This is a genomic window from Calothrix sp. NIES-2100 (assembly GCF_963875285.1).
GTDB lineage: Bacteria > Cyanobacteriota > Cyanobacteriia > Cyanobacteriales > Nostocaceae > Aulosira.
The window spans coordinates 8,496,389-8,509,034 of the sequence record NZ_CAWNLA010000001.1 but is presented as its reverse complement, the minus strand read 5'-3'; the positions used below and the strand labels follow the sequence as shown (position 1 = coordinate 8,509,034).

Annotated in this window: 12 protein-coding genes; 3 read left to right on the top strand and 9 right to left on the bottom strand. The window is 40.9% G+C overall.

Going from position 1 to position 12,646, the window contains the following annotated elements; genetic code table 11:
• The first annotated feature begins 139 nt into the window (after positions 1-139).
• On the top strand, positions 140-2,059 hold the full coding sequence (locus tag AACU32_RS34585) for a cation:proton antiporter (protein ID WP_096606687.1): 1,920 nt from the start codon (positions 140-142) through the stop codon (positions 2,057-2,059).
• Here AACU32_RS34585 and AACU32_RS34580 read toward each other — a convergent pair.
• Complete coding sequence (locus AACU32_RS34580; protein ID WP_096606685.1) at positions 2,026-2,655, bottom strand: cytochrome b N-terminal domain-containing protein; 630 nt, start codon at positions 2,653-2,655, stop codon at positions 2,026-2,028. The genes AACU32_RS34585 and AACU32_RS34580 overlap by 34 nt on opposite strands.
• Positions 2,656-3,215: 560 nt before the next feature.
• Here AACU32_RS34580 and AACU32_RS34575 point away from each other — a divergent pair.
• Positions 3,216-4,874 (top strand): hypothetical protein, encoded by a 1,659-nt coding sequence (locus AACU32_RS34575; protein ID WP_096606683.1) that lies wholly within the window; start codon positions 3,216-3,218, stop codon positions 4,872-4,874.
• Between the two features lie 140 nt (positions 4,875-5,014).
• Here AACU32_RS34575 and petJ read toward each other — a convergent pair whose 3' ends face one another.
• From petJ to AACU32_RS34535, 8 genes are all read right to left on the bottom strand, one after another.
• On the bottom strand, positions 5,015-5,359 hold the full coding sequence (petJ, locus tag AACU32_RS34570) for a cytochrome c6 PetJ (RefSeq protein ID WP_096608314.1): 345 nt from the start codon (positions 5,357-5,359) through the stop codon (positions 5,015-5,017).
• On the bottom strand, positions 5,313-5,447 hold the full coding sequence (locus tag AACU32_RS34565) for a hypothetical protein (RefSeq protein WP_339378531.1): 135 nt from the start codon (positions 5,445-5,447) through the stop codon (positions 5,313-5,315). The genes petJ and AACU32_RS34565 overlap by 47 nt, the downstream gene beginning before the upstream one ends.
• 320 nt (positions 5,448-5,767) lie before the next feature.
• Entirely contained in the window at positions 5,768-6,184 is a 417-nt protein-coding gene (gene petE, locus AACU32_RS34560) for a plastocyanin (protein ID WP_096606681.1), read from the bottom strand.
• A 256-nt stretch (positions 6,185-6,440) separates the two neighbouring features.
• Complete coding sequence (gene psbV2, locus AACU32_RS34555; protein ID WP_096606679.1) at positions 6,441-6,938, bottom strand: photosystem II cytochrome PsbV2; 498 nt, start codon at positions 6,936-6,938, stop codon at positions 6,441-6,443.
• Positions 6,939-7,098: 160 nt separating this feature from the next.
• Positions 7,099-7,590, bottom strand: a complete 492-nt coding sequence (gene psbV, locus AACU32_RS34550) for a photosystem II cytochrome c-550 (RefSeq protein WP_096606677.1) — start codon at positions 7,588-7,590, stop codon at positions 7,099-7,101.
• A 123-nt stretch (positions 7,591-7,713) separates the two neighbouring features.
• Complete coding sequence (locus tag AACU32_RS34545; protein WP_096606675.1) at positions 7,714-7,908, bottom strand: hypothetical protein; 195 nt, start codon at positions 7,906-7,908, stop codon at positions 7,714-7,716.
• Positions 7,909-8,068: 160 nt separating this feature from the next.
• Entirely contained in the window at positions 8,069-8,905 is an 837-nt protein-coding gene (locus AACU32_RS34540; RefSeq protein WP_096606673.1) for a carbohydrate ABC transporter permease, read from the bottom strand.
• Positions 8,902-9,756: a carbohydrate ABC transporter permease gene (locus tag AACU32_RS34535; RefSeq protein ID WP_339378530.1), complete on the bottom strand. Its 855-nt coding sequence runs from the start codon at positions 9,754-9,756 to the stop codon at positions 8,902-8,904. The genes AACU32_RS34540 and AACU32_RS34535 overlap by 4 nt, the downstream gene beginning before the upstream one ends.
• Positions 9,757-10,115: 359 nt before the next feature.
• Between AACU32_RS34535 and AACU32_RS34530 the strand changes: the two genes are divergently transcribed.
• A complete protein-coding gene (locus tag AACU32_RS34530) occupies positions 10,116-12,557 on the top strand; it encodes an ATP-binding protein (protein ID WP_096606669.1) in 2,442 nt (813 codons plus the stop codon).
• Positions 12,558-12,646 lie beyond the last annotated feature (89 nt).

Sequence of the window (12,646 nt, the reverse complement as noted above, 5' to 3'; positions counted from 1 at the left end):
AATAGAGTATTATACAAAACTAAGTATGGAAAAAAGTTTGAATTTAACAAGCGTAAAGGGTGTGATGTTGTACCCTTTAGAGGTAATATTTACTCTTCTTTACAAAAGATTTTGATATTTATCGCTCAAAATCTACAACATGGAAGCATCTTTTGAAATCACCTTACAAATGGTGACTGCGGTCTTTGCAGGTATTAGCGCTCAAGTTCTGGCTGCCTATCTCCGGGTACCCAGCATTGTGTTATTGCTGCTTTTGGGCATTTTGCTTGGGTCTGATGGTATTGGTCTATTGCACCCGCATTCGCTAGGCACAGGTTTGGAAGTAATTGTCGCTCTAGCAACGGCAATAATTTTGTTTGAAGGTGGACTCAACCTGGATTTGCGCGAGTTGGGTAGAGTTTCTGTGAGCCTACAATTACTCGTCACTTTAGGAACCTTAGTGACGCTGCTAGGTGGGAGTATGGCGGCTCACTGGTTGGGTGAATTTCCCTGGAGTATCGCCTTTCTCTACGCCTCAATCATCGTGGTTACAGGTCCGACTGTGATCAATCCACTGCTGAAACAAATCAATGTCGATCGCCAAGTAGCTACTCTGTTAGAAGGCGAAGGGGTGTTAATTGACCCAGTTGGGGCGATTCTGGCTTTCGTTGTCCTGGATACGATTTTGAACGGCGATGCCGACCCGGTAAATGCCATCATCGGTTTGCTGATGCGTTTTTGTATTGGTGGGGCAATAGGTGCGGCTGGTGGTTATTTGATGAGTTTGATTTTCAAACGCGCTAATTTTCTGTCCTTTGAACTGAAAAATTTGGTGGTGCTGGCGATACTTTGGGGTTTGTTTACATTAGCGCAGACTATCCGCAGTGAATCGGGAGTAATGACTACGGTGGTTGCTGGGGCAGTATTTGCTAACTCTTCGGTGCCAGAAGAGAGACTTTTACGCCATTTCAAAGGTCAATTGACCATTCTCAGCGTTTCTGTACTGTTTATTTTGCTAGCGGCTGATTTATCTATTGCTAGTGTGTTCGCCTTGGGTTGGGGCAGTTTATTTACGGTTTTGGTACTGATGTTTGTCGTGAGACCGATTAACATCCTGTTGTGTACCTGGAATAGTGACCTGAATTGGCGACAGAAATTGTTTTTAAGCTGGGTTGCACCGCGAGGCATTGTGGCGGCTTCTGTGGCATCTTTATTTGCAATTTCCTTGACGCAGCGTGGTATCAATGGGGGTGATGCCATTAAAGCTTTGGTTTTCCTGACCATTATCATGACAGTTGTCTGCCAAGGACTAACAGCCGGACAGATTGCTAAGTGGCTGCAAATTACCTCAAAAGAGGCTACTGGGGCAGTAATTGTGGGTTGCAATCCTTTGAGTCTGTTGATTGCCCGATTCTTTCAGGAACGGGGTGAAAATGTCGTAATGATTGATACAGACCCAGATTGCTTTACTCAAGCCGAAGCCCAAAATCTGCGGGTGATTGCTAGCAGTGCCTTGGATACCGCTGTATTAGAAGAGGCAGGACTGGCCTCGATGGGCACTTTTTTAGCGATGACTAGTAATGGTGAGGTAAATTTTGTCTTGGCGCAACGGGCGGCTGAGGAATTTAATCCGCCGCGTGTGTTAGCGGTTTATCCTCGCGATCCGCAAGCAAATAGTTCTGCGACTAGTAAAGTTAACCAAGCTTTTGTTTCTGACTTGGCGATTAAAACTTGGAATGAGTATTTGAATGATGGGCGAGTGAAGTTAGGTACAACGACACTGAATGAGTTGGAATTCCCTAGTCAGCTGGGTCACATCCAAGAAAAGATTCGGACTGGGATTTTAGTACCGCTGTTATTAGAAAGAGAACAACGGTTACAGGTAATGCCGGTTCATCAAGAATGGGAAGTAGGCGATCGCATTATTTACCTGTTGCATGACCCCAGACCAAATCTTCTCAAACGCTTATCTGGTGGTAGTAAGTCTACTCGTCTACCGCTGGAAAAGTTAGCTGAGGTAGAAGAAGTGCCTTTAGCAAAACTGGCTCAACTTTCTGCTAGTGAAGCTTCTGGGAGTTGAGTTAAATTGCTGTACATTTCCTTTTCTTGCCACAGTAAAGCAGATAAATGCACTATAGCTAGAAGTAAGGCAACGGGCGAAATAATATAACTGTTTAAGGCGTAAAGGTGCTGGACAGTGATGGTATTAATTGTGCCGCCTCCAGTCAGGATGTCTCGCAATTCTCCACCGATCAAAGGAATAGCTTCGATTGTTCCTAATTCAATACTAAAACGCCAGTATCCTTCTTGAGTCCAGTCTAAGAGCATAGCTGTCCAATCGAGAGCGATCGCACTCAAGGTAAACAAAATCCCACTCACCCAAGCAGTCAACCAACTCTTTTGAAATTGCCTACCTAAAAACATCACCACAATTTGCATTAAGGCGATCGCAATTACACTATTACCCGCAAAATCGTGTGCTTTATGAAATAACCACCCATAAGGCACTGTGGTATTAATCATTTTTAATGACCGATAAGCACCGCCTGCTGTTGGTTCGTAATAAAAAGACAGTAAAACTCCCGTAGTGAGGTCAATCAAGCACAAGGTCAAAATTACGACTGATAATATGGTCGCTAGTCGCCGCAAAATCCTATCAAACTGGGTACTTTGCATGGCTGACACCTCTTTATATGATGTAAATTTGTATTATTATTACAATTTTAACTAAGAAATATTAAAAATTGTAATGCATTGGGCATTGGGCATTGGGCATGGGGAAGAGATGGGGGATATAGGGGGGGAGAGGGGAGATGGGCAAGAAAACTCCCAAACTCCCCAAATTCCCTAAACTCCCTTGTCCCCCCTGCCATTCATCCCGATCACCTTTTCTAAATAGCCAGGTAAAATAACTGTGGGTAGAGGCATTTGGTTTATTGCGCAACAGAAGTTTCACTGGTCTGTGTGCAAGTCATAAAAATTTGATTATTGGATTTGACGTGATTATTTCTGGGTTGCTAAGTCAGCACATGCAACTTTGAAGTACAATATTACTTTGTTACAAAAATAAAACTTAAAAAAATGGCAGTTTAGCCGTTTTGTGCTCAACAGAGAAAGCTATTATTTTTAGAGGGACGCATCCATTCCTATAGAGTAAAGCCGGATCGATAATTTAGAGCCTGAAAAATAATTTATTGATAGTCAACTGCAATTGAGCCGAGTGAACGATAACAGCTATGTCTTACGTCTCCCTACTAAAAAATCTACCAGAAATTTTATCCCAGCCAACTGGGATAGCAGCAATAGCATCTGTTGGCATTCACGGTGCTATTGCATTGATTGTGCCATTAGTTCCAGTAGACTCCAATAAAACCAAAGAATCAGCATCGTCTAAACCTGTGGGAGTCATGGAATTAAGCCAAGCTGACCAAAATCGGTTGCCACAAATTCCTGGATCATCTCCAATTCTGCCGCCATCTCCAGTTCAGCTACAACAATCTCAACTTCCGCAGTTTAATCCGAATGCGCAAACAAGTTTAGCAGCGTTGCCACCGCCACCTGCACCGAATCCCAGTCAGCTGGTTTTACCACCTATCCCTACATCACCAAACAATTACGGCATTTCTCCATTGCCCAAACAGCAGTCTTTAGGGAAGTACTCTAGGAAAGATTTCGGATTTGATACCTCTTTCAAAGCTAGTAGCAAATTCTCTACATCAACTTCGCGTTTTAATAACAGGGAAATAGCATTGGGAGAAGGTAAGCCTTTGACGAGAAGCAACTTGCCAGTATTACCAGAAGGTAAACTGCCAGATGGGCTACCAACATCTCCCACACCGCTTCCCATTAATGTTAACCCTGGGACCTCAGGAGATATCACTAATACTGCACAAACTACTCAACCTGGAAATAATGCTGCTGTTGGTTCTCAAAATGGACAGCCAATAGTGGGTATTCAGACAACGCCGCAAGTTGGGGATAATTTAACCATAGCCACACAAGGCTTACCACAAGGACAACTGGGATCTGGTCCGAATCTATCTAATCAATCGCCTGCATCAGGAACAGCAAAGGCGATCGCGCAGATCCAATCTTACGAAGAACTGAGAAAAACAGTCCAACAACAGTACCCAAATGCCGTAGAAAAGACTGTTATTCGTGACACTATTACAGATAAATCTGATGTTGAAGGTGTTGTATTGGGGCGATTAGTAGTAGGCCCTGAGGGCGTATCAGAAATCAAATTTGAAGGATCGTCAACGCCAGCTTTGCAAATTAAAGCCAGGGAGTATTTTAAGGCAAATCCACCGAAGAGAGAGCAGCAAATTGCTCATTACCCATTTAGCTTGGAGTTCAAAAATAACAGTAATAACGCTACTGGGGATACTCAAAAGCCAGGAACGGCGGCGACTCTCAAACCATTATTAACTCCCGCAGTCAATAACAATCAGCCTGCGCCAGCATCGGGGATTAACCTCAAACCGTCATTAAATACTCCAGTCAATAACAATCAGCCTGCGCCAGCATCGGGGATTAACCTCAAACCGTCATTAAATACCCCAGTCAATAACAATCAGCCTGCGCCAGCATCACAGACAACTGGCAAACCTTTATCCAACTCATTAATCAATAGAATTAAGCCTGTACCTGCACCGAGGGTAACTGTAACACCATTCGCCAATCCAGTAGTTAATACAACCAAGCCTGTATCTACACCAGCCACTACTGTTAAACCATTAGTTGCACCTGCATCCACACCAGCCGCTACTGTTAAACCATTAGCTGCACCGGTTACTAACACCAGCCAGCCAACTCCTGCTGCGGATGGCAAAAAACTAATACAGCAGTTGCGTGAACTCAGACAAGAAAGAGAAACCTCTAACCAAGACAAATAGAGAAGGGCGAGGAGCTAGGGCTTAGGGACTAGGCGCTAGGAAGCAGGGGGGACAAGGGAGTGTGGGGAGTTTTCTTGCCCATCTCCCCTCTCCTTCCCATCTCCCCCATCTCCCCAATCTCTTCCCCATGCCCAATGCCCTTACCAGCCTGTTTCCGCTTTCTGAAAAACGTAAGCAGCTACCTCCAAAATTTCTTCATTGCTTAACTTGTTTTTGAAGGCAGGCATGGCATTTTTGCCGTTCTGTACCTGGTGGATAATTGCTTTAATAGCGTCTTGATCATAATTTTCCAGGTAATTTGATAATGCCTCCTTTTTCAGAGTTTTATGGCTCATGAGGATGTTACCGCCACCTATATGGCAAGAAGAACAATTAGCATCAAAGATTTTGGCTCCAGCCGATGTTTCGAGAGCTAGTGCTGGCAGAATGAATGTGAATCTAAATAAAGCGATCGCCAACAGTAGTATAAATAAAAGTATTCTCAAGATATTCTCCTCGCAACAACCATTCGGCAACTGCAAAACCTTCTCCAGTAAGTTTTCTATGGCTGCTAGAAGCCTGAGAGATTACCAAATGCTATGTGTACTCTACCCTATGAAGCGCGAATTTCTGTAATGCATAAACAGTATTAAGCGCATAAATCTTTAATTTATCTGTTATTTAGCATTGAGAAGCTTCAATACTATCCCAATTATTATTTTCAGTAAATTTTATTAAAATTAGCGGTGACGAGTTTACCCCTTCCATGACTAAGCCCGTGCAATAGTTAGCATTCTAGGCAAGGATAAGACTCAACACCGCTGATTATCTATATAGTTTAATCACTCTAGGATGATCGTCGATTGCTCTGTGCTAATTTTGCCAGATAAGCAAAGAAAATCATCTAGGTCAAGTTATTCAACAGTGACTTTGCCAACCATACCAGCGCCACGGTGGGGTTCGCAGTAGAAGGTGTAATCACCAGCAGGCGCGTCTGCGGGGAAGGTGGTGGTTACTTTTTGACCAGGATTCATCAACAATTTCTTTTGAGATAAAGATTTGGCCAAATCAGCGCTTTTAGAGGGGTTGAGACCAGCATCAAATACTACATTATGGGGAGGAACTTTGTTGTTCACCCATTCAATTGTATCGCCTGGTTTAATCGTTAACTTTTTGGGTTCAAATCCTAGTAGTCCTTTATCTGTACCTAGTTTGACCTGATAAGTTTCAGCAGATGCGCTGGGAGTAAAAAAAGCAAAGCTGCTAACAACTAAAAGAAGTGTCAAGACAGCTAGGCCAAAGCGCCGTAAGCTAGCCGCAATTAATTTCATGGCGTTCTCCTAACAAATGGTTTCTATTTTCCCTTTCCCATTTTAAATAAAATATACGCCAAATATGACAATCTGTCATAGATGAATTTTTTTTTAATATATGGACAAGATTCATCTAATAAAAATTTGTGCAATCCGGCACAACTACTAGAGTGCAATACACCAAAATTATGTGGAGTTGTCAGACAATAAAAGTAAATTTATAGTATAATCTCAAAGGCAAACTTTTATTTTTTTATCAAAGCTACTTAGCTGTTCAAAAATCTTCTGTACCCCAACCTGGAGCTTTGTTTGCTGCGGTGAGAATGAAAGCAGCTAAACTTTCTACTTGTTGTTGCGAGAGAAAATTAGGGGACAACTGACGACACCAATAAGTTTCCTGGCTACCATCATAGGTCATCGGCTGGCGCATAAAGTTAACCAGAGCATTAATGCGATCGCGGGGCGGATTAGCACCCTGGAGTGTTTTCAGCGCTAGAGATACTTGGGGATCGGGCAAAGTTGCACCACCAACGTGACAATTAATACAGTTGGTTTCAAACATTTGTTTACCAGCAGACAACTCTAATGGGGTAAACAGACGCGTATTCCCTTGTCCATCCAGATTTAGTGAAATTGGCTCAGTCACATGTAAATAACGTCTGATATAAGGATCGATATTGGCAGCGAAAGCAGGTAAAGTACTGCTGTGATAGACCAATAAGACAATGACCAGAACACCGAACAGATAACGCCCAAATAATCGATAAAGCATGAGCAGCTAGTTGAGATTTTGTAAATACGGCAAAATGTACTGAGATCCGAACTCTGAGTTCTGAGTTTAAAAGAAGTGGGGATGTGAGAGTGGGTATTCCCAAATCCCCAGTCCCTTTGCTCAGCACCCAGACCTCAGTCCTCAGTACTAATTACTGGCTTTAGTAATAAATTTTGCCACCTCCCCACTTGTCGCCAACTACTTTGGGTTGTAAGAGAATATGACCAGCGATCGCTTTTAAGTCGTCTTCGGTCAAATTTCTCATTTCTGTGAAAATATCTGCGCTCTTGGTGCTGGGGTGTAATTCTGAGATATCCTCTTCACCGTCATAAGTAGTAGGATTCTTCATGTAGTCAACCAAACCCTCAATATTGTTACGGTTTGGTGTAGCCAGTGCTAGTGCTTCTGGTTCCAGTCCTACGTTTTGGTTAGTTTTGGTAACACCCCCAACATGACATTGAGCGCAAGCGTATTGAAACAAGCGTTTACCTTCTTTAACTTGTTTCAAGCTGAGTACAACTGTATCACCATCAGTATTTAATGGTACTGTTCGGGTGGCTGCATCCAATTCTACGGCTGTCGCGCTACCGACAATCAACTGAAACGTTAGTAAAACAGTAGCCACAACAACGCCAATTAATCTTCTAAACATGTTTCCCCTTAAAGATTTTGACACTCAACACAGCTAGTTAGCGTTACTCAATCTCTATATTGCTAATTGTTTTTTGTCATGAGCCAAAGCCCCAGATAGCCCTTCAGGTAGCTTCGGTAGCACCTAAAAGGTACTAGTACCTTTTGGGTATTTCTCAGACAATAATTGCGGAATAATTGCCTTTGCAACCGCCAACGCCAAACGGGTCTTTTGGTGTTTATCGGCAATTAAAAGGTGGTTGTACAGAGAAAACCCTTTGTCTACAGGAATACTGTAGTCTGCTGCTATCTCTGCGATCAATAGGTCTGCAAAACCCATAATGTTTTGTTAACTGATATATAGAGATTAAGTCGCTGTAATACCAATATCACGTTAAGAGTGCAATTTGTCGCCCAAAATACTGTTCTAGTTCCAGTGGGGATCGTAGAGGTTGGTAAACACGGTTGACGGTTGACGGTTGACGGTTGACGGTTGACGGTTACCCTTTCCCGCCAGTAAATGTGACACTTTGAATAAAGTAGCGGTTGAAAAAGGCGTATATTGCTAAAGCTGGTAGGGTGAATACCATTGAAGCTGCCATGATGTAGTTCCAATAGCTGATGTATTGACCTTTGAAGGTGTTTAGTCCTAAGGGGAGGGTAAACATTTCGGGGTCAAATAAAATTACTACAGGTAGCAAAAAATTATTCCAGCTACCCATGAAGACAAAAACAGCTTGTGCTGCTAAGGCTGGTTTGGCTAATGGTAAGACAATATGCCGAAAAATCCCTAAGGTATTTAAACCATCAAGTTGGGCGGCTTCTTCTAATTCTTTGGGAAAATTGACGAAAAACTGCCGCATCATGAAAATGAAGGTGGCATTGACCATACTCGGCACGATCATGCCTTGGTAAGTATTGAGCCAGCCGATCGCTTTTAAAATCAAAAAGGTAGGAATCAGGGTAATCTGGGCGGGAACAGCTAAAACTGCTAAAATCAGCAAGAACCAAAAGCGTTTTCCCGCAAAGCGTAGTCTGGCTAAGGCGTAGCCTGCCATTGAGTTGAGCAGTAAATTTAAAATAGTTACACAAAAGGCAATTAGCACGCTGTTAAATAGCCAACGCCAAAATAGCGGCTCTTGTAAGAATATTTGCTTATAGTTGTCAAAAGTGAAATTATGTGGTATGAAATTAGGTTGACCACTGACAATTTCTGATAGAGGCTTAAATGATGCCGAGAGTGCCCATAAAAAGGGAATGACAGTGATGATGGCATAGACTGTGAGTAAGGCATACAGCAGTACTCTCAGCCAGGAAAAGCGAGAGATTTGAGTCACAGCCTTTCACCTCCAAAAATTCGCCGCTGAATTAAAGCGATCGCAATAATGATTGCAGCTAATAAAAAAGCGATCGCAGCTGCATAACCCATCTGTAAATTCCGAAATACAGCTTGGTAAATTAGTAGTACCACCGTTAATGTGGCATTATTCGGGCCGCCAGTACCGCCAGAAAAGATATAAGACTGATCAAATAATTGAAAAGTACCAATCACCCCCATCGTTACCACAAAAAAGGTTACAGGCTGAAGTATGGGAATAGTAACATGGATAAACTTTTGCCAGCCATTCGCCCCATCCAGTTCAGCCGCTTCGTAAAGTGACTGGGGGATATCCTGCAACGCCGCTAGGTAAATCACCATGTAAAACGGCGCTGTTGACCAAATATTCATGATCATAATACCTTTGAGGGCAACGGCTGGATCGCCTAACCAGTTATATCTAGGTAGCCCCATAACAGCGAGAAAATCATTGAGTAGCCCATCGGTGTTATAAATCCACATAAAAATCAGCGTCAGCACGGCTGAAGAAGTGACTGTGGGCAAAAAGTACAGGATACGCCACCAATTTTGCCCGCGAATCCCAGAATTCAGAGTTACAGCTAGAATTAAGGCGAGAATAGTTTGGCTTGGTACAACAATCGCAACGTATTCTGCTGTATTTTTCAAAGCAATCCAAACTCGTTCATCCTCAGCCAAGCGTGTAAAATTGCGAAAGCCAATGAACTGATACTCAATACCACCTAGAAGCTGAACTTTTTGTAGGGACAGGAAGACAGCAGAGAGAATCGGGAGTACAACAAAAATCCCCAAAACCAAAATAGCAGGCATCATAAATAGATATCCAGCCATGTTTTCTGTGAGATTCCATCTCGGTTGTCTGTGTCGCCTGTTAATTTCCAAAACAACTATTAGGGGCTAGGGATTAGGGGCTAGGGGCTAGGGATTAAGGACTAGGGATTTGTACAAAGCGGTAGGAATAAGAATAGCAATATAGCTTTTCCTCATCATAATGATGTACTTCGTAGCCCCCTCCTCGCTTGCGGGGAGGGGGTTGGGGGGTGGGGTTGTTGTAAATCACAAAGGCTGAGAACCGCTATAAAAAGAAAAAGCGATCGCCTGTTTAAGTTAAATATACATGTAGCTTAGGGAATTATATTATTGCGCCCTTTGGGGATACTCACTTAGTTAGACCGAGTAAAAAATACAAAATGTCATATACAGCCTACTTACGCGCCATCAAAAATGAACTTCAGCGAACTGGTAGAACTAAAAAAAGCCTGCGAGTCAAAACAATTATGGAGCAGTTTGGCTATCAGCGTCGCAGTCAAGCTTTTATAGATAATTTTAATACTGCTCTAGATGAATTGGGACTTTGCACCGAGCCAATATTTGATTTGTACATTCCCTTAGATACCAAACTAGCTATTTCTATTAAAGGTGTAACACCCGAAAATCAAGTTGCTAATTCGGAAACGATTTTAGCTAAATTAAGTGAGACACTTCCAGTCAAACATGACTTTTTCTATTATTTATTTGATTTTGTTTCTGAACAAGAATATGAACGCTTTCAGGCTTGCTTAGATTCAAATCAACCAGTAGGAATTTTTCTAATACCACAGATAGAAGATTTCTTTTCTGATATCGTTATTAAAATTTTAAATTATGAATTAATTAGAAAATATCAATATAAAGGTAACAATAGCATCCCTAAATCTTCTAATCAGAAATTTACGACAAATATTGCTGTAGATGACGAGGATGAAAAAGAATATTCGTTGTCTGATGCGAATATTTATCACTTTTATCTTTCAACGATGACCAGCGTCATCCTTGGCAATACTGCTTTAGATTTATTAGATTGTGAAAAATTTGATGAGCAATTTGAACAGATATCTTTATACGCAAATAAGTATAATTCCGAACAATTTTTTATTTTATTTCATTGTCCATCAGCATCAGATATCCAAGCACAGCAGCAAGAAGATGCTTTAGGATACTTGGTAGACAGAGTGGCTAGTAAAATTCCTTTTACATTCACTCTGAGATGTAAATACCCAAATGAAGCTGCGATTAAGCATAAAGAAGAAATTTATGCTCATTTTCGACTACTTTTGGAACTTCCATATTATGAAATGGAGGAAGATGAACCATCTTTACTAAATTATTTTTTAGAATTACAAAAGGCGCAAATATTTGCGGAATCGCAGTTATTACTGAAGATGAGAGCAGAACATTTTTATACTTTGAAGTGGCAACAAGAAAGTACAGAATATATCTATCTAAAATATTTTGCCATTAAAACTTTAGAAACTTTAGGCTATGAGTTATCTAAGATTCGCTGTGAAGTTGAATTGACTTCCAGAGACCAGGAAACAACTGATGAAGATTCATCAGACTATGAGGAAGAATATCAAAGCGAAACTATAGAGGTATATGTTGAAAATAAGGTAATTGTTGAAATAGAAACTCTCAAGTATCAAGAATTCCAGGATAACAATCTCTTTTTGGATTCCCTGAAGAGAATTTTGCGAAAATCAAAAGTATGGCCGAATAAATTAGAGACTGTTTGGTTAGTACTTCCTGGTTTTGAAATTGCCCGTAACTATTACCAAATTAAAAAGGCTAAAGAAGTTTTAGAATATAAACTAGCTAGGTATTATAGTGACAGTTTTCAAATTGTAGTCATGGCTCCAGATTATGAAAATCATCAACTAGTTCCAGTATCATTTGACTTTATTAATTATCCATCCTTTGAGTATGGACTTAAGAAACAAAGTTTAGTCCAAACATATTCTCTAAGCAACCGCGTCAAAGAAATCAAGCTGGATTTTAGCCAAGTTAAAGGCTTGAAGGAAGAAAAAGAAAAATTAAGTAAACTTCTCAGGCTACAATCTAAAGGTTATCAAGATGCTATTAGCGGGATTCTTTTCTATGGATTACCTGGATGTGGTAAAACTCTCTTAGCAAATGCCTTCGCTAATCAATCGGGGAGATATTTCTTTAAATTTTCTCCAGCTGATATTGTCAGTGTATGGATAGGTCAAAGTCAAAAAAATATTCGGGATATTTTTGCTCAAGCTAAAAAGAAATCTCCCTCTGTGTTATTTATTGATGAGTTAGACAGTATTGGATTTAACAGGAATGAAGATAACGCCCATACAGACCAAAAAGCTACTATTAACCAATTGTTAATTGAACTGAATAATCTCAGAAACAGCAATGTAATTGTGATTGCTGCTACCAATTATTTAAGTGGAATTGATAGCGCCTTAAAACGTTCTGGTAGATTGGATTGGAAAATTCCTATTTTTCCCCCAGATAAATGGGAAAGAATAGAGATATTTCAACATTACTTAGCAAAAATTGATTTTGAGCAGATAATTAATTTTGAGATTTTAGCCGAAAAAAGCGTCAGGTTTACTTCATCTGATATTGAATTGGTATGCAGAGAAGTCAGAAATGCTATCTTGCTAGAAGAAATCAGTGCATCTCTGACAACTGCTGATATCATCAGTTATATTAATAACCTGCAAGAGGGTGGTTTAACTCTCAACGAAGAACAGGTAAAAGAGTTTTTGGATGAGTGTCACAGATTAAGTGTGAAAAATCATAAACTGGAAACCTTAAAATTTGAATGGGGATTGAGTTAATAGGAGAATAAATCTGGCGATCGCACTTTTGAATTTTGTAATTTGTGAGAATTCGCGGTGTTCAGATCCCCGACTTCTCAAAGAAGTCG